Annotated in this window: 15 protein-coding genes; 8 read left to right on the top strand and 7 right to left on the bottom strand. The window is 62.0% G+C overall.

The window, feature by feature from the left end; genetic code table 11:
• Nucleotides 1-31 precede the first annotated feature (31 nt).
• Both JFC13_RS19390 and JFC13_RS13320 read left to right on the top strand, forming a co-directional pair.
• Nucleotides 32-310 carry a hypothetical protein gene (locus JFC13_RS19390; RefSeq protein ID WP_232488592.1) on the top strand — a complete coding sequence of 93 codons (279 nt, stop codon included), beginning with the start codon at nt 32-34 and terminating at the stop codon, nt 308-310.
• A 72-nt stretch (nt 311-382) separates the two neighbouring features.
• Complete coding sequence (locus JFC13_RS13320) at nt 383-2,131, top strand: hypothetical protein (RefSeq protein ID WP_198397559.1); 1,749 nt, start codon at nt 383-385, stop codon at nt 2,129-2,131.
• On the opposite strand, the gene JFC13_RS19395 is transcribed toward JFC13_RS13320, so the two are convergent.
• From JFC13_RS19395 to JFC13_RS13330, 3 genes are all read right to left on the bottom strand, one after another.
• Nucleotides 2,121-2,303 carry an ATP-binding protein gene (locus tag JFC13_RS19395; RefSeq protein ID WP_232488593.1) on the bottom strand — a complete coding sequence of 61 codons (183 nt, stop codon included), beginning with the start codon at nt 2,301-2,303 and terminating at the stop codon, nt 2,121-2,123. The genes JFC13_RS13320 and JFC13_RS19395 overlap by 11 nt on opposite strands.
• A gap of 59 nt (nt 2,304-2,362) precedes the next feature.
• A complete protein-coding gene (locus JFC13_RS19400) occupies nt 2,363-2,548 on the bottom strand; it encodes a hypothetical protein (RefSeq protein WP_232488594.1) in 186 nt (61 codons plus the stop codon).
• 772 nt (nt 2,549-3,320) lie between these two features.
• A complete protein-coding gene (locus JFC13_RS13330; protein WP_198397560.1) occupies nt 3,321-4,892 on the bottom strand; it encodes an APC family permease in 1,572 nt (523 codons plus the stop codon).
• Nucleotides 4,893-5,499: 607 nt separating this feature from the next.
• Here JFC13_RS13330 and JFC13_RS13335 point away from each other — a divergent pair.
• The gene (locus tag JFC13_RS13335; RefSeq protein ID WP_232488619.1) at nt 5,500-7,014 is read left to right on the top strand and encodes a hypothetical protein; all 1,515 of its coding nucleotides are present in this window, start codon (nt 5,500-5,502) and stop codon (nt 7,012-7,014) included.
• A 7-nt stretch (nt 7,015-7,021) separates the two neighbouring features.
• Here the strand turns inward: JFC13_RS13335 and JFC13_RS13340 are convergent, their stop codons facing one another.
• From JFC13_RS13340 to JFC13_RS13350, 3 genes are all read right to left on the bottom strand, one after another.
• A complete protein-coding gene (locus JFC13_RS13340) occupies nt 7,022-7,933 on the bottom strand; it encodes an LCP family protein (RefSeq protein ID WP_198397561.1) in 912 nt (303 codons plus the stop codon).
• A gap of 114 nt (nt 7,934-8,047) precedes the next feature.
• The gene (locus JFC13_RS13345) at nt 8,048-9,235 is read right to left on the bottom strand and encodes a YbfB/YjiJ family MFS transporter (RefSeq protein WP_198397562.1); all 1,188 of its coding nucleotides are present in this window, start codon (nt 9,233-9,235) and stop codon (nt 8,048-8,050) included.
• A 145-nt stretch (nt 9,236-9,380) separates the two neighbouring features.
• Nucleotides 9,381-10,676 carry a cation:dicarboxylate symporter family transporter gene (locus tag JFC13_RS13350; protein ID WP_232488620.1) on the bottom strand — a complete coding sequence of 432 codons (1,296 nt, stop codon included), beginning with the start codon at nt 10,674-10,676 and terminating at the stop codon, nt 9,381-9,383.
• Nucleotides 10,677-10,958: 282 nt separating this feature from the next.
• On the opposite strand from JFC13_RS13350, the gene JFC13_RS13355 reads away from it, so the two are divergent.
• Genes JFC13_RS13355 through JFC13_RS13365 form a run of 3 tightly spaced genes read left to right on the top strand, consistent with a single transcriptional unit; the run spans nt 10,959 to nt 13,819 of the window.
• A complete protein-coding gene (locus JFC13_RS13355) occupies nt 10,959-11,393 on the top strand; it encodes a hypothetical protein (protein ID WP_198397564.1) in 435 nt (144 codons plus the stop codon).
• A 4-nt stretch (nt 11,394-11,397) separates the two neighbouring features.
• Complete coding sequence (locus JFC13_RS13360; protein ID WP_332839412.1) at nt 11,398-13,122, top strand: sensor histidine kinase; 1,725 nt, start codon at nt 11,398-11,400, stop codon at nt 13,120-13,122.
• Nucleotides 13,109-13,819, top strand: coding sequence for a response regulator (locus tag JFC13_RS13365; RefSeq protein ID WP_198397565.1), 711 nt, complete (start codon nt 13,109-13,111; stop codon nt 13,817-13,819). Before JFC13_RS13360 ends, JFC13_RS13365 begins: the two co-directional genes overlap by 14 nt.
• A 54-nt stretch (nt 13,820-13,873) precedes the next feature.
• Here the strand turns inward: JFC13_RS13365 and JFC13_RS13370 are convergent, their stop codons facing one another.
• Nucleotides 13,874-14,821 carry a LysR family transcriptional regulator gene (locus JFC13_RS13370; RefSeq protein WP_198397566.1) on the bottom strand — a complete coding sequence of 316 codons (948 nt, stop codon included), beginning with the start codon at nt 14,819-14,821 and terminating at the stop codon, nt 13,874-13,876.
• A 104-nt stretch (nt 14,822-14,925) separates the two neighbouring features.
• On the opposite strand from JFC13_RS13370, the gene JFC13_RS13375 reads away from it, so the two are divergent.
• Complete coding sequence (locus JFC13_RS13375; RefSeq protein ID WP_232488595.1) at nt 14,926-16,470, top strand: aminotransferase class I/II-fold pyridoxal phosphate-dependent enzyme; 1,545 nt, start codon at nt 14,926-14,928, stop codon at nt 16,468-16,470.
• A gap of 46 nt (nt 16,471-16,516) precedes the next feature.
• Nucleotides 16,517-18,223, top strand: a complete 1,707-nt coding sequence (locus tag JFC13_RS13380) for an amidohydrolase (protein WP_198397568.1) — start codon at nt 16,517-16,519, stop codon at nt 18,221-18,223.

Consider the following 18,223-nt stretch of genomic DNA (forward strand, 5'->3'; position numbering starts at 1 on the left):
CAATAGCGTGTAGAATTTGAAGACTAGACGTATGAAGCTCATTGAGCAATATCGGCGGATCAGATTTGAACGGGACGGTGCCCTTATCCAAAAACTCGGCTGTGATCATCACCATCGAGCGCGTTTCCTGCCTTTTTGGGTTGAATATTTAGCTTCATCACAGGCTTTACCGATGATGACCCACGTCCTGTTCTTCGGCCGAGGGGACAGGGCGCTGGTGCCTTCGAAGTATCTGAATCTTGTCCGCGGCGACGCGGTTATGATTGGTACTATGACTTTGCGACTTCTCGGCTTGAGACACAGAAGCTAAGCAATCTGGAATATACAAAAGGACCGAGTAGACCGCACTGCGTTGGCGTGGGTATAAGAAGTATGGAGAATTGTGAATATAAACTTCGGAGTAGTTGCTTTGTCGGCGCGGGGCCGGCACCTTCTTCCTGCGTTGTGGCGGGCTGCATTGGAGATGGGCGGAGAAGCCTATGACCTTGAAGGAAAGGCTAGTGTCCTAGAAGATAGCCGAGCTGTGCTCAATGCTCGCAGCACTGCTCAGACCTGGGACGCACCCACTTGGATCGAAGATAGAGAGGGTATTATCGCGCTCTCCCAGCCGCCCGTCTCCTATACGGAGAAGGTTCCACGATCTGGCTGGGAAAACTGGGCTCGGACTGCGCTTCGCGTCGATTCTGGGCGATCCAATGTCCAGCCTGGCTACTTCGGTCTTGAGATGCGCAATGATGGAACTTTCCAAGCGTGGAACGATTTGTTTGGTTTCGGGCGGGCATATGTCGTCCAAAACGAGGACTTCGTAGCGGTGGGCAACCATATCGGAATGACCTCTCTGTTTGCCAACCAAGGGTTGGAAATCGATATGTATGGATGCGACGTCCTGTCCCAAGTGGGGTTTTGGCCAGAGGATGCTTCTCCCGTCTCGACTGTGCGCCGCCTCGGTCCGTCAGAGGTGGTGAAAGCAACTGCCGACGGAGCCGTGCAACGATATCGCTATGCGACCGACGAAGAGTTTTACGGATATAGAGCCTCGGAACCAAATGTCCGGTCTGTAGCGGACTCGCTGGCAGTAGTTACCGCGAACGGTGGCGAAATTGCTATCCAGGCGCCGGTAGTTTATCTCTCAGGCGGTCAGGATTCCCGAGTGACGGCGGCCGCGTGGATCGTGGGAGGTAAACCCGCAACCGTTCAGACGGCAGGTACTCTTCAGGGTGAAGTCGACATTGCTCGCCAGCTGATGGCGACGCTTGAAAAAGAACGCACCTTGGAAGAGCGCAATATCACCTACAAGGTGACGGAACCGAGTCCGGCAAGACTGTCTACTTATTCCATCGAAGATCGACTTGCCCAGGCTATGTTGATGTGGGATGGCGATTTCGCCCCCGGGAATCTCAAAGCTGCAGTTCGGCGTCCGCCAGCAAGATCCCGGTTAACCGTTGGGGGCGCCAACGGCGAGTTGATGCACGGCATCTACTACTCGACTGAGAAATTCTTAAAAATGGCTCGCGAACTTCCGCATCCCGTTGATCGAGTTGCTAATGCTTTTGCAGGCCGAGTTAATACTGAGAGATCCCGCACCGCATTTTTGTCCTTTATTGAACATCAAGTGGAATTTACCCGAAGCCTGGGGCATTTGGATGCTACGGCACTTAACGTATTTCAAATGCACTCAAAGTTCCGGCGCTGGATCAACGCACAGTTGAGTGCATCGTCTTTTGTCCTTTTGCTGAATCCGGTCTTCGTGCGCAATTGCATTGATCTCACTCCCGAGCAGCGTCTTAGCAAGGAATTTCAGCGGGCTCTTTCGCGCGAATTGATTCCACAATGGGAAAGCACTCCATATTATAAAGCGACGATGGAAGAATCCACTTCGACGATGCGGAAGCGTCGGATCCGCACCTGGGATACTTCCGAAGGATCCATGGAGAGGCTGCTTCACGAACGTACGGCTTGGCAGCAATGGTTTGAGCCAAGCGCAATGGCGAAACTCGAGCGTACTGTTCACGCTGGAGAAGGTACTAGTGTTGATGAATCAACGCTAAACAAAGCTTACGTTCTGGACGCCATTCCTGACCATGTGGCGAGGCTTGAATCGATTCGTCGTTCCATTTGGTCTAGGTGGTAATCAGACTCATCGTAAACAGGTGTGACGAATCGGTCTGAAGCCGGCGGTGTCGAGTTCGTTTGGCAAGTGCACACCCCAAATAGGACTTCCCGGAACCAGCGAACCCTTGGAATACGACGTTTTGGTCACGCTCGATGTACCCGCAGGTAGCCAGCCGCGCCATTACGTTCATATCCGGGCCTCGGTCGTTGACTCTGTCGAGTTGACGCAGGTCAGTTGCCGGGCCAAGCCTTACGAATGAGCGCCCACTTTGGCGCGGTTGAACCCGGAACGGGCTTCAACGATGATCAGCTGTAGCCGCTCATCGAAGCTTAACCCCATAGTGAGGTGCTCGTCTTGGGACCCGAACGCGTCCAGAAGGGCAGTCGCGCCTGTTTCGCGCAGCTTGTGTTTGGTCTGTGTGTCGGTCTTGATCACCGGGTGCCTCCTACATAGTAGGAGGCACCGCGCACGTAACCGCCGTGCTCGACAAGTCGGGACGGTCTTTGACATCGTCTAATCGAGCCCCGCAGCGTCGGCGGTCTCGAGCACCTGTCCGACCGGTTTCCTCGACATCGCCTCTCCTCGCCGTCGTCGTCACGGCCCTGGACCGTCTACACGTGAGTGCTGAGACTCGTGGGTTCACCACGAACTCGTGGAGTGGCGGAGGCATTCGGTGAGACAGGAAGAGGGTCGGAACTCTTGAGAATCCTGGGTGTCGTGAAATCAGCGAACACCTCATGGCCGATTGGGCACCCATCTCGGCGGGATGCTCTGGACCTCACTCTATCGTGAGGGGATCGACGCGGAACTGCTGAGATGGGTCGTCTACTGACAGCGCGGCGAAGGCCCCGATCGTCACAAGTGACGCGCTGATAAGGGTTTCAGCAACCGCCGAAGCTAACGGCGAGTATCATTTCGCGCGAAAACTTGAGTCACTAGTGGCTGCACCGAGGAGTTCTACTGACATTGGAATCGTCGGGACTGGCACAGGTTCGGATCCGATCCTCACCTATCCTTCTTGTGCCAACATCGATCGGGCAGCATTGAGAGGTCTATGTGCTGGTGTGGGCAGTAGTTGAGCCCCTCCTTACATTTTTTAGCCCCTTTTGCCTTCAGAATCACAGTCTTGGACCGGTCGCAATGTCACGGCAAGACGTTGCTTCTGGCCCACTGATGCTCGCGAGTCGCGAGCAACAGCCGACCGATCTCAGTCGCTGATGGGAAATGCACCCTCGCGACGCATGCGTGCGCGTTCGTGGAACCTGGTGGCCGTCGGGCGGATGTCGCCGAGGACGAGGCGGTCGACCTGAAGGTCTGTCAGTTTCCTATTATGGCGGATCCGGGAGAGGAAGAAGACAACCCCGATGACGACCCAAGCAGCCAAGGCGATGAGTGATTCCTTGCCCAGTGCACCGGGAGAACCGGGGACGAGAAGTAGCAGCATGAAAATGACCGCGATCACGGCACCCGCGCCGCTGAGGACCTTCTTTGTCGTCGAGTACATGCCGGACAGCGCATCCGGATCACGAGCCTCATGGGTCGGACGGAAGATCCGGAACGCACATAGACATGTGTAGAGGTACGCGATCGTCACGCCGATTGACGACATGTCGACTACCCAGGTCAGTGCGGCACGGCCGAACCACGGGCTGATGAGGCACACGATCATCACCGCGAAGAGCCCCACGTGCGGGGTCTTGTATCTGGGATGAAGCCGAGCGAATGCGGGAGGAATCATCTGTGCACGACCCATTGCCAGGAGAACTCGGCTGGCCGAGACATAGAAGCCGTTAAGACCGGTGCTCACGCCCATGGTGATGGCGATGGCAAGTAGGAACAGCCCGGAGCCTCCGATGACACCGGTGACGGCATCTGCGGTGCCCCACGCGGATCCTGAATTCGCGAGAGCCTGCCAGGGCTCGGCCACGGACGTCGACACCAGCATCGCCATGTACAGAGCTGTGGCGGTCACGATTGCAAGGACGATGAGTCGCAGGGCCTTGACTGGGGAGAAGTCGAACTCCTCCGCGGCCTGTGGGACATTGTCGAAGCCGATGAAGGCCCAGGGCGCGATGGCGACGATCGCAATGATCGCAGCAATGGGGCTGACTCCGTCTGGCAGCGCAGGCGACATATTGGCGAAATGAGTCGACGGACTGGCGATGACTGCGATCATGATCGCGGCGACGGCGATGATCATGAGGACACAGGCCCAGAACTGGATTCGACCTGACAACGCGGTGCCTCTGATGTTGAGGACGGCGAATACGACGAGTGCTGTGATGGAGATGATGATTTCCGGAAGATAGACGTCCCAGCCAGCGACGGTGTAGAGATAGCCCTGTTCGATGACGGAGGGCATGATCTTGCGGAACAGCAGTGCCAAGGCAGAGGCATTGAGTGCGACTATGCAGACATAGCCTAGGGTGAGGAACCATCCTGCGAAGAAGGCGTGAACGCGTCCGAACGCAATGAGCGCATAGGCGAGTTCTCCGCCGGAGACCGGGAATGTGCGGATGAGGAAGCCGTAACTGACAGCGATGATGAGCATCAGCCCGGCTCCGATGGTGAAGCCGGCCAGCGTTCCCAGTGGTCCGCCTATGGCCAACCAGTCGGTGGGGAGGATGAATGCGCCCCAGCCGACGGCGGAGCCGAGGGCGATGGCGAATACCCAGCGCGGTTTGAGCGTCTTGGCCATCCGTTCCGGTTGTCCGCCGTTGCCGTAATCCGACGGGTCTGGGTCGGGATAGTGACTTGGATTCTCTAAAGATTTTGACATGACACCTTACTTTTGTTGCTTAGCTCTGAATATATGGTCAGCGTAGTCAAGGGTCCGTATCTCGATCGCTTGGCTGTGGTCGGTGTGAGTCCCGGGAGGTTCGTGGTGAGCGCAACCTTGACGACGTCGGACACGCTGGCTCCTCTTGATCGCTGATCGGAGTTCCACGCCGTTAGTGGACTGTCTGTGCCCGGCGGGGTAAAGCACCAGGTTAGAATGACTACGCTAGTCAAACCTGTTTACCTGCGATCATCTCAGAATCGGGTCGCATCGAAGTGAATTTTCTCGACGTTGGATCGGGCGACTGCGGGTGTGCCTTCTGAGAATCTACCCGACTGCCTGTAGAACTGGGGGCCAGTTTGTTTCGGAGCATCGAACAATTTGATTGCATTCGTGGTGAATTGCCCTCCTCCACCCGGCTGCTACCCAGATCGTCCATTCGAGACTCACTGCCCGTGTGGTTGTGAATCTTGAGCAGCCGATAGAAGGATCATCTTCTATTTTATAGGCTGTTAGTGAGTATTGAGCAATACTGCGAGTCCGGCGTCCAGAAGGGAAATATCGGACGATGTTGATCAGACGAGCAATTGCTACTTGCTCCGTGACGATGGTCCTTCTCCTCAGCGCATGCACCCTCGGCTCATCGCCCGACCACAGCTCGAACTCGAGTCCGACGCCGACCGTGTTCGAGCAGGCGTTTGTCTCCGACGCTCGTGGTTCGGAAGCCACTCTCTCCGTGTCGAACAAGAAGACACATAACAATTTCCGTGCGAACAACATCGGCCTCTCGCTCGAGTCCACAGCGCTCGCCGACAAACGGTTGGACCCCGATGCCTCCAACCTTGACGATCTGCTCAATTCGCTGGGGTCTCCCGCGCTGCGCTTCGGCGGAAACGAACTCGACAGACGCTTGTTCTGGACATCCGATCACGCATCACCTTCTAAGTCTGATCAAGTCGTTGTCACACCTGAGGATTTGAAACGCTTGAAGAAGCTCGTCGATGCCACCGGTTCAACGGTGACGATGGGGATTCCCCTGGGCACGTACGCCCCGAAGCAAGGTGTCGATATGGCCGTTCACGCCGTCGACATCCTTGGCGACTCTTTGGTTGGTCTGGCTATTGGAAATGAACCAAACGGGTACACGATCAAAGATGTTCCGGGCGGATCCGTACGTGACAAGGGATGGAATAAGCAGGAGTACGTGAAGCAGCTCGAGACCTATGGGAAAGCGATTCATGCTGAGCGTCCCGATGCTCCGATCATCGGTCCTGATGTTTACGACGGTGCATGGATGGACGCGTTTGCCGATTCCGATGTCACCAATAAAGCTGCACTCTCCCAACACTGGTACCAAACGTACGAATGTGACTCCGATAAAGTTCCCGGCCGCGGTCCGGAACCGCAAAACCTCATTGATCCGCTCGCGAAGAAGTCGGCGCAGAAGAACCTCGGTATCGGTAAGGATCACGCGGATGAGGCGGGGCTTCCGCTGTGGCTCGAAGAGACTGGCACCACCAGTTGTCCGGGAACGAACGACACCTCGCTGACTAACGCCTCGGCGTTGTGGGCGGCAGACTATACGCTCTATGCAGCGACTCTCGGCGTTGAACGCATGAGCATGCACTCGATGCTGGGGGCTTGCAATGGGGGAGCTCCGATGTCGCTGGTCTGTGACCCTGCCGATCATGGCTCCCGATCCGATACATTCCAAGGGCGACCTCACATGGCCGGGGTGCGTCTTCTGGTTCCGAGTATCGGTGGAACGTTCACGAACACAGCCGTCAAAGGTGGCGGGAACATGAGCGCGTACACCGTGGTCAAGAACAATGGCGAGACCCTGGTGACCACAGTCATCAACGCCAACGACGCGGAGAAGTCGGGTGGAAACCCTGTGAACATGCAGATGCCGGAAGGGTTCTCAGTCGAGAGGGTCTCTCAGGTCTACGGGCCTTCGAATGAGGCAAAAAGTGCTACGCAGGTCATCCCGGCCAATCCTCTGCCGGATACTGTTCCTTATGGTGGGTCGACGAAGACCGCTGGCGCCGACGCAGAAGGGAACGACTTGAAGATCGACCTCGCGGCGAGTTCGGCCACGGTGTTCATCATGACCAAGAAGTAGCCGGGCCTCAGTACCCCAGCGACACCAGGTACCGGAAGAAGTCCGGCAGGTCGGTGCCGGCCAGCGCATCCTTGAGCGCAGGCATGGCCTCGGCATCGAGGTCAATGATGACGGTGCCTTCGTCGTCTCGTCGGGAAGTCGTGGGGATGGTGACGACGGCGATGTCATCTGATTCAAGCTGGCGGAGGCTGTTGGCGATCTTGGCCAGCTCCAGTGTCGTCAGGGCCTTATCGTGGTGGATACCGCTGGCGAAATGACCGAGCACAGTGGCCCCCTTGTTGGGGTCCTTGGCCAGACCGCCAGTCTTGAGCGCATGGATGAGCGCACGCAGTGCTGCACGCTGATTGCGGGTCCGTGTCTGCCCGGCATCGTCGATCGGATCGGCCGAGGCGAAGACTCCCGCGGTGTCGGCATCGAGATGGTTGGTGCCCTCGACAAAGTCGATTCCTTCTGCGGAAAATCCTGCTCGGCTGTAGACCGGCAGACCGCCGAGCTCGGTGACGACCTGACCCAGTGCCGCCGATTCGAGTTCGGCCACGTGATCGATGCGAACACCGAGGATGTCTTCGACCATGGCGACGATGACCGGCCAACCACCTTCATCAGCGATGGTGGCGAAGGTCAGACTCGATTCGATCTGTGCGGAAGGGTTGAGCGTCATCCCAGCCGCGAAGTCCTTCGCCGCTGGGATATGGATGACGGCGAAGGTGTCACCCTGGCTCGTGGTCCCCTGTGACCCGGTGGCATGCATGATCCGCAGCAGGAGAGTACTCGCCTCGGTGTTTGCCGGACGAATGTCGTCGGGTGGGAAGATCGCCTCGTCTGGAAGGATGCGGGAGGCATCGTCGAACTCGGCCCGGGCGCTGCCCAAGTCCTTGATGGAACCTACTGCCGAGACCATCTTCTTCAGCTTCGCCATCGCGGTGCGCCTTCCTCGGTGTGATCAGTACTTATCCTGCAGTATCAATCATAGCGGGGACGATGCAACAGGTGTCGTTGGGTGGGTACGGGAGGGCCCCGGTCGCCTCGGTGGTCATCTCTTGCCGTTGCCGGCCAGCGAACCGAGCAGAGTCAAGGTCATGGCCAGAAGCAGAGCAATCGCGGCGGCGATGAAGCTGCCGACGACGGTCTCGCTGAGGACGAGGGCGATCAGGGCGGGCCCGACGATCTGGCCGAGGCTGTACCAAGTCGTCAGCTTCGCGGCAGCCGCGGTGATGCCCATCTGCGTTCCTTCGCCGATGGTCATCATGACCACCCCGACGAAGGTCCCACCGAACAGTGCCGCGGAGATGAGGAGCAGGACCGGATTGGTGCCGAAGACCGCGAGAACAGCCCCGCCGACCTGCAGGCAATAACAGACGACGAGGCCTCGACGGGTGCCGATGCGGGCTGCGACGTTCGACCAGATCAACGGTGAGGCCGCCGTCGCGATACCAGCGACAACCCAAGTCGAGGCGGCTGCCGTCTCACCGAAGACAGGCTTGGCAAGCACGACCAGATAGGTGCCGATGATGATGTAGCCGAAACCTTGGAAGAAGTAGCCTGCTGTGAGCACTGCCATGGCCCGGCGCAACCTCGGGGATACGGCTATGAATTCGGGGTGATCGCTTGCGGCGACCACCTCGGCGGGCTGAGCGGCCGGTTTGCTTTCGCCGGGCGCCGACATGGGCCAAGCCCAAGCGATGACGGTGAACACGGCACTGAACAGGGCACAGATCATCCAGAGTCCGCGCCAGCCAACGAGGCTGCCAGCGCTGAGAACGATGGCCCCGGAGATGAGAATGCCGGTGCCGATTCCCGCATAGACGAGGCCGGAATCGACCGGTCTGCGGGCCACGAACGGGATGCGTTGGGTGATGCAGACGAAGATGAGGCCCGAGGCGATTCCGGCCAGCGTGCGCACCGATCCCTGCCAGATCAGATTCGAGGTCAGGGGGATGGCGGCCAGGCACAGGGTGGAGACAATCAGACTGGACCGGTAGACGCCTCGGGTGGGTTCAACCCAGCCGCGGGCAATGACCAGGGAGCCGATGAAGTATCCCACGTAGTTGAGTGTGGCGATCCAGGCACCTGGAGCCGAGCTCCAGTGCAGTGCCGCGACCATGAGGGGGAGGACGGGTGTGTAGAAGAACCTGCCCATTCCCATGGCCAGCGCCAGCCCGAGGGTGCCACGGATGGCGGTGGTGTTGGTCGTGCCCGGGGAGTTGGCACCCACAGCCATACCCTCTTTCGTTCAAAGATGTCTTGTCGTCTGGCTTCAGCATGTCACCGATTCGGTTCGGTTGGTGCCGAAACAACGCGGGTGCCGATACTCCCTGTTGGGGAATATCGGCGCCCGCGTCTGATGGTGACTGCTGCTTCGGCGATCAGGCGTTGACGGTGACCCGGCCCTTCTCATCCGGTTCGTCTGCAACCGAGGCAGATGGGGTGGCCTCTGCAGCTGAACCGTGAGCATCGGGCTCAAGCGAGAGCTCATCGAACGGGCTGGAGCCATTGAGTGCTGCACGTGCCTGGTCGAGGTCGATCTCGTGGGTCCACTTGCCGATGAGCAGGGTGGCCACGGCGTTGCCGGTGAAGTTCGTCAGGGCACGGCACTCGGACATGAACTTGTCGATGCCGACGATGACGCCCATGCCGTCGAGCAGCTCGGGGCGGTGGGACTGCAGGCCCGCGGCCAGGGTTGCCAGGCCCGCACCGGAGACTCCGGCGGCGCCCTTCGAGGCGATGATCATGAACACCAGCAGCGAGATCTGCTCGGGCAGGCTCATCGGCATGCCCATGGCAGTGGAGACGAAGAGTGAGGCCATGGTCAGGTAGATGGCGGTGCCGTCGAGGTTGAATGAATATCCGGTCGGTACGGTGATGCCCACGACGGGCTTCGAGACTCCAGCGTGTTCCATCTTCGCGATCAGACGCGGCAGCGCCGACTCCGAGGAAGAGGTGGAGAAGATGAGCAGGAACTCACGGGCCAGGTACTTCAGCAGCAGGAAGATGTTGAGCCCGGTGACGATCTTGAGGATGGAGCCCAGGACGATGACGATGAATAGGGCGCAGGTGAGGTAGAAGGCGCCCATGAGGACGGCCATCGACCCGATCGCGGCCCAGCCGGTCTTGCCGACGACTGCGGCAATCGCACCGAAAGCACCGACAGGGGCGGCCCACATGATCATCATCATGAGCTTGAAGACGACGGCCTGGATGTGTTTGATGCCGGTGAGCACGGGCTCGCCGGCCTTGCCCATCGACTGCAGCGCGAAGCCGACGAGGAGGGCGAGGACCAGGGTCGGCAGGACCGGGATGCTGCCTGGGATGAGGCTCATGAGGAAATCGACGGTCCCGTTGGATTCGCCACCGGCAGCAGCCTCGTAGGGTTCGAGCTTGAGTCCCTCACCGGGGTGGATGAGGTTGCCGACGACTAGCCCGATGACCAGAGCGAAGGTCGCCATGATGAGGAAGTAGACCAATGCGATGCCGCCGACCTTGCCGACGGTCGCGGCCTTGGCCACGGAACCCACACCCAGGACGATGGTGCAGAAGATGATCGGGGCGATGATCATCTTGATGAGTGCGATGAAGGCCTTGCCCAGTGGCTCAAGGGCCTTGCCTGCTTCGGGGGCCATGAGCCCGATGGCAGCACCGGCGATGACGGCGATGATGACCATGATGTAGAGCCAGTGCGTACGGTCCTTCTTGCGCTTCGGTAGGGTGGGCCCATCCTCGGCGATTGCAAAATTTGATGGCAACGTTGCCACGGTCTCCTCCTTGAGTGGTGGTGCTCGCGATGTCTGGTCGCGAAGAATTTCTCACTGAGTTTTCCACGGACTGTGACGGCTGTCTCGGTTGTGTTCATAGTGTTCATGGACACAGTCGGCAGGTCGGCTAGTCTGGGGCGTGCAGGTCATGACTAGGTGGCCGCGAGCCTTGACGATATGAAGGGATAGCTCATGAAACTCGATACAGCACTTCTGCGCGCCGTTCCCGGTGCGTTCATTCTCAACTCCGGAATCGGCAAGCTCGGCATGGATGAAGAGTCGGCCGCTGGCCTGCAGCAGATGGCCGCCAATGGTGTCCCCTTCGTTGAGGAGATGACCCCTGCCCAGTTCGGGAAGTTCCTGTCCTACGGTGAGATCGCCGTCGGTGCCGCACTGCTGCTGCCCTTCGTTCCCACCCGCCTCGCCGGAGCCGCTCTGACGACGTTCTCCGCCGGATTGGTCGCGAACTACTTCTCCATTGACTCCATGACCCAAGACGACGGCATCCGCCCCTCCGAGGACGGCATCCCCGTGGCCAAGGACACCTGGCTGGCCGCGATCGGATTGGCTCTGATGTTCACGGCCGGAGACAAGAAAAAGAAGAAGACCAAGAAGAATAAGAAGTAGGCGTGTGAAGGCATCCGGGCCGCGAGTCCGTACCCGGCGGCGCAGCGGCACCTTGGCCCGGCGGCTCTTCTTCATGCAGCTGGCGCTCATCGTCATCGTCTGCGCGGCACTGTCCATCACCAGCTACGTCTCGACTCTGGCCTCGGCCCGGCAGTCGACGTCGGAGCGGGTGCTCTCCATCGCCGAGACCCTGGCCCATGACCCCTTCGTCATCGAATCCGTCGACGCCTCGGGTGATACTGATGCCTCGGCAAAGCTCCAGCCCTATGCGCTGACCGTCATCTCCACCGCCGATGTCGACTTCGTGACGATCATGGACCGCGACCGCACCCGCTACACACACCCGGACCCTCAGCAGCTGGGCAAGGCCTATATCGGCAGCATCGACCAGGCACTGTCCGGGGAGAGTGAGGTCGAGGAATACGTTGGGACGCTGGGGGAGTCGGTGCGGGCGATTGTGCCCATCACCGACTCATCCGGTGAGGTCACCGCGATGGTCGCGGTCGGGGTGACGCTGAAGACGCTGTCGGTGGCTCGGGCTGCCGCGCTCCCGCAGATCATCATCGTCGGACTCGCCGCGATCGCCCTCGGTGGGCTCGGCTCCTGGGTCCTCAGCCGCTACCTGCGCCGAGTCACCCTGGGCTACGGGCCCGAGCAGCTCAAAAGCCTCTTCGCGTTCTACGACTCTGCGCTGCATTCGCTGCGCGAGGGGCTCATCCTCGTCGACGATGACGGGCGGCTGGTCCTCTACAACGATGAGGCTGCGGAGCTGTTGGGTCTGCCCGACCCTGATGATCGCGATCCGATTCCCCTCGCCGAGGTGGCCCTGCCCTCGTCCGTGTCATCCCTATTGTCCTCCGGTCGGGATGCCGTCGATGAGATCCATCTGACCCGTGACCGGGTGCTGGTGGTCAACCAGAAGCAGGCGAGCCAACCGGATCGTGGCGGGGTCAGCGGGGGCGGTGCTGGTTCTGGGGGAACGGTGGCGACCCTGCGCGATCGCACGGACATTCAGGAACTCACCGGTGAGCTCGAGACGATGCGGACCCTGTCCGAGGCGCTGCGGGCCCAGACCCACGAGCATTCGAACCGTCTGCACACAGTGGCGACCCTGATCGAGCTGGGGCGCACGCGGGAGGCGCTGGACTTCGCGGTCCGCGACCGGCAGGAATCACAGCGGCTGACCGACTCCTTCGTCGACTCCCTCGACGAACCCTTCATCACCGCACTCATGATCGGCAAGGCCGCGCAGGCCAACGAGCGCGGGATCGAACTCACCGTCACCGCCACGGGTGAGCTGCCACCCGCCAGCCTCGACGCGCGTGATCTCGTCACCGTGGCCGGCAACCTCCTCGACAACGCCTTCGACGCGGCGGTGGAGTCCGAGGAGAGACACGTCTGGGCCGATTTCGTGGCCGCTGACGGCGAACTCATCATCACGATCGCGGACTCGGGCCCGGGCATCGAGGGCACGGAGATCGACGCGATCTTCCACCTCGGCGCCTCTGACAAGGCTGCTCCGGCTGGATCCGGTGGGCGCGGCTTCGGATTGGTGCTGGTGCGTCAGGCTGTGACGAGACTCGGCGGAGATCTCGAGGTCGAATCCGACGGGGGCGCGATCTTCACAGTGACGTTGCCACTGACGGAGGACAACCTCGGCGAGGGTGGCGACGTTGCGGCGGAAGACGGCTCCGGACACGGACGGGAGGGTGACGATGACCGGCACTGATGCCGAGCTGCGGGTGCTCATCGTCGAAGACGATCCGATGACCGCCGAGGCGCACGGGGACTATGTCCGCAAGGTCCCCGGCTTCACCGTCGCAGCCATCTGCCTCAGCGGACACGAGGCGCTCGCCCGCTACGATGCGCTGGCGGCTGCGGGCACCCCGGTCGACATTGTGCTGCTCGACATGAATCTCACGGACTCCCACGGTCTCGACGTGGCCAAGCGCATGAACACGCGCGGTCACGGGGCCGACATCATCGCGATCACCGCGGTGCGCCACCTGCAGGTCATCAGGTCCGCGATCTCGACGGGGATCACGCAGTACCTCATCAAACCCTTCACCTTCGCCGCCTTCCGGGAGAAGCTGGAGAACCAGCGGGCGTTCCGGCTCAACCTCACCGGGGCTGGTGCGGGCTCCCTGGCCACTCAGGCCTCGGTCGACAATGCACTCAGCGCATTGCGCTCGGTGTCCTCGGAACGGCTGCCCAAGGGCCTGATCGAGGAGACACTGGCCGCGATCTCTGGTGTCGTACGGGATGCTGACTCTGCTGTGTCGGCCACCGAGGTCGCGACAGCATTGGATCTCTCACGCGTGACGGTGCGCCGGTATCTGGAGCATCTGGTCAAGACGAAGCAGGCGGTCAAGCAACCGCGACATGGGACTCCAGGGCGCCCGGAGTATGAGTACCGGTGGGTGTGAGGTTGAGACCCTCAGCTCGTGACCGGCTGAAGCTTCCTCCGGCGATCACAAGGACTACCGTCCAGATCGGTGGACCGAGGTATCGCCGATCAAGCTGGTGCACTCAGTGATGATGCTGGAAAGCTTGCGTGTGTTCGCCGCGAGCTCGGAGCCCTTCGGGCTGTGCGGGGTGGCCAGCAGAAGGGAGCGGGAGAAGGCCGGATCGTCGATGGGCAACAGCGCCACTCCCGGGCGGTGGCCCATCGAAGCCAGCAGCGGGACGAGACCGACAACCATCTCCGCGGCGATCATGCCCAGCATCACCGAGTAGTCGTCGGTGCGGAACTTGACCTCGAGCTGATGACCGGCCGCCTTGAATGCATCGACGACGACCGTGTCGATGGGATCGTCCCGGGTCGCGCCGAGCAGCCAGTTCTCGTCCTGCAGCCCGACCAGGGTCTCCACATCGATCGACTCCCGGCGCGCCAGAGGGTGGGAGGCCGGCAGCGCCAGCTGCATCGGCTCACGGAACACCTCGGTCGTGGTCACCGTCGGCGTGAAGGGCAGATCGTAGCCGGGCACCGAATAGAGCAGGACAGCGTCGTACTCGTGCTGGTTGACATGTGCGACGAGCTGGTAGATCTCCTCGAGCGTGCTGTCGATGTGCAGACCGGCAAGCTTCGACTTCTTGACGATCGAAGGCAGCAGCGCCGAGGCGGCTGTGGGGAAGGTGCCGAACTTCATCCGCGTCAGACCGCTCTGCGCATGCGCCTGCACATCGTGCAGGGCGCGCTGGGAGAGTGTGAGGATCCGCTGGGCCCGATCGAGCATGATCTCACCGGCCGCTGTCAGTGACGAACCACGCGTCGAACGCTTGACGAGGGGAGTGCCGCAGAGGCGATCGAGATTGCGCAGATGGTAGTCGACCGAAGGCTGGCTCCAGGCCAGCTGTTTGGCAGCTCGCGCCACCGAACCCGTCTGGGCCACTGCGGTCAGGGCCTGCATCTGACGAAGATCGAGCATGCCCCGATCCTACGCGGTTCGAGCCCTTCGTTCCATACAGCATATGGAGCGAACCAGGGATCTGGGGGATTCCTCCCGCGGATCTGATGCGCAACGATAGCCCTATGTTGGAATCGCTCACGGACACTTCAGCCCCGCAGAATCGCCTCAGACGTTATCGCCTCAACCAGGATCGGTCCCCCTATTCCGACGCTCTGAGAGCTCTGGCCTCCCGCGATTCGATCAAGCTCATGGTCCCCGGCCACGGCGGCACCGATGACGGCATCAGCGACATGCTCACCGACTTCATCGGCGAGAAAGCCGTCAGCCTCGACGTGCCCATGCTGCTCGAGGGCATCGACCTCGAGGACGACTCCCCGTTCTCCGACTCACTCGCCCTGGCCGCCGACGCCTGGGGAGCCCGCCGCACCTGGTTCCTCACCAACGGCGCCTCCCAGGCCAACCGCACCGTCGCGCTCGCCGTCGCCGGTCTCGGCGAGAACGTCATCGCCCAGCGCAGCGCCCACTCGAGCTTCAGCGACGGCGTCGTGCTCGCCGGGCTCCACCCCAGCTACGTCCTCCCTTCCGTCGACGCCGTAAACGGGATCGCTCACGGCGTGTCCGTCGCGGCCCTCGACGCGGCCCTCGGTCTGGCCGAGGACGAGGGCCGCCCCGCCTCGGCGGTCTACATCGTCTCGCCGAGCTACTTCGGCTCCGTTGCCGATGTCCGCGGTCTGTCCGAGGTCGCCCACGCTCACGAGGCGCCGCTCATCGTCGACGGCGCCTGGGGGCCGCACTTCGGATTCCACCCGAGCCTGCCCGAATCCCCGACCCGCCTCGGCGCCGACCTCGTCGTCTCGAGCACCCACAAGCTCGCCGGCTCGCTCACCCAGTCGGCGATGCTCCACCTCGGCGAGGGCCCGTTCGCCGAGGCGCTCGAGCCCCTCATCACCCGCGCGATGACGATGACGGCCTCGACCTCCTCCTCGGCACTGCTCATGGGCTCGCTCGACATCGCCCGGCGCGCCCTGGCCACCGGTGAGGACAGGATCGGCCGCTCGATCGACACCGCGCTGCGCTTCCGTGAGCTGCTGGAGACCGATGAGCGCTTCGCCGACCTTGGCGAGGGCTTCGACGATTTCGCCGACATCGCCGAGACCGATCTGCTGCGCGTGCCCATCGACCTGTCCGCCACCGGCATCAGCGCCCACTGGGTCCGCGACAGGCTCATCACCGAGCACGACCTGTACTTCGAGATGTCGACCGACACCACCCTGGTCGCCGTCATCGGCGCGGGCAAGTCCCCCGACGTCGACGCTGTCTTCGCCACCCTCATCGCGGTCATCGACTCGCCCGAGGGCCGGGCCGAGGCGGTGAGCGGAGGCGCGCAGACGGACTTCCCGGAGCTGCCCGCCCCCGGACGGATGCGTGTGCGCCCGCGTGAGGGATACTTCGCGGCCACCGAGATCGTGCCTGCTGCCGAGGCCGTGGGCCGGATCTCCGCGGATTCCCTGGCCGCCTACCCTCCGGGTGTTCCCAACGTCATGCCCGGTGAGGAGATCACCGCCGAGGCCCGCGACTTCCTCACCGCGATCGCGGCCTCCCCGTCCGGCTTCGTCCGCGGAGCCGTGACCTCGAGCGTCGACAGCTTCCGGGTCCTTCGGGCCTGAACACCGACCTGCCCGCCCCCTAAGACAACGACGTCTGGAGATCCCCATGCTTGATCTGCTGCTCACCGACGCCCGCGTGCGCACCTTCGACCCGAAACGGCCCTGGGCCGAAGCCGTCGGAATCACCGGCGGACGCATCGCCTACGTCGGGGCTGCCGCGGACGCTCCCGCAGCGAAGGAGACCCGCCGCCTCGGCAGCAATCTCCTCACCCCCGGCATCATCGACAGCCACAACCACCTGCTGCTCGGCTTCGACTCCGATGCCGTCAGCCTCGAAGGGGCTGAGACCCTGGCCGAGGTGCGTTCGCGCATCAGCCGCCTCGCCGCCGAACGCCCCGACCTCGATTGGGTGTGTGCGGAAAACGCCGTCTACTCGATCGTCGACGACCGCCGCCCCAACGCCGATGACCTGGCCGGGCTGACCGACCGTCCCATCTTCGTCACCACCTACGACCAGCACTCCGTGTGGCTCAACGACGCGGCCCTGACCATCCTCGGCATCCACGATGGTGCGGACATCGCCTGGGGACGGGCCGAACGCGACTCCTCGGGACGGGCCACGGGCTGGGTCACCGACTTCTACACCTCGGCGATGACGAGCGCGGGTCTGGCCGCTCTTCAGCGTGATATCCCGATGTACTCGCCTGAGCGCCGCTACAAGAAGATCCTGGGCAGTCTCGATATGGCCACCCGTTCAGGCATCACCACCGTCGTCGAACCGCAGGTGCCCGTGGCCGAGATCGGCCTGTTCGAACGTGCCCTGCGCGAAGACCGGCTGTCCTCCCGCGTCATCGCCGCCCTGTTCCACCCTGTCGACTCCGCACCCGAGTTCCGGCAGGAGCTGCGCACGGCCGTCGATGACGCCCCGCGCAGCGACCGGCTGCAGTTCGGGCCGATCAAACTCTATGCTGATGACGTCATCGAACCGCATACGGCCTGGATGCTCGCCGACTACGCCAACCGTCCCGGCCACCGCGGACACCCCTCCGCCCCGATCGGAGAACTGACGAAGATCGTCACTGAACTCGACCGGCTCGGCTTCCAGACTCACACCCACGCCACCGGCGACGGGGGAGTCCGGCTGGCCCTGGATGCCATCGACGCGGCACAGGCGACCAACGGCACTCGTGACCGCCGGCACGGGATCGTCCACGTCGAATGCCTCGACCCGGCCGATCTGCCGCGGTTCGCCGATCTCGGCATCACGGCCGCAATGCAGCCTCGCCACGCCTCCCCGGACCTCATCGAGGGCACGTGGATGGACAATGTGGGCCAGCAGCGCTGGGACCGCGCCTGGCGCGTGAAATCACTCATGGACAGCGGGGCGCATGTGGCCCTGTCCAGCGACTGGCAGGTGGGGGAGATGGACCCGTTGGTCGGCATCTACTCCGCCCTGACCCGCGCCGGCCTCGATGGATCCAGTTCGTGGACGCCCGATGAGATCATCACCCTCGACCAGGCGCTCTTCGGCTACACGAGAGAGGGCGCATGGGCCTGGCATGCCGAGGACCGCCTCGGCGTCATCCGACCTGGCGCCGTCGCCGACCTTGTCGCCTGGTCGGCCGATCTCTACCGGCTCGACCCGTCGGCGCTGCTCGAACAGCGCGCCGATCTCACCATCGTCGGCGGACAGATCGTCCACGACACGGGCGCCACCGGTGGTGAGCAGGGCGAACAGGGTCTCAACCGCGTCGACATCGCGGCGAAGACCCTCAACCCCGATCGCAGCTGTGCGGGTCACGGGCATCAATAG

The organism is Brevibacterium antiquum (assembly GCF_016107655.1).
GTDB classification, from domain to species: Bacteria; Actinomycetota; Actinomycetes; order Actinomycetales; family Brevibacteriaceae; genus Brevibacterium; species Brevibacterium antiquum.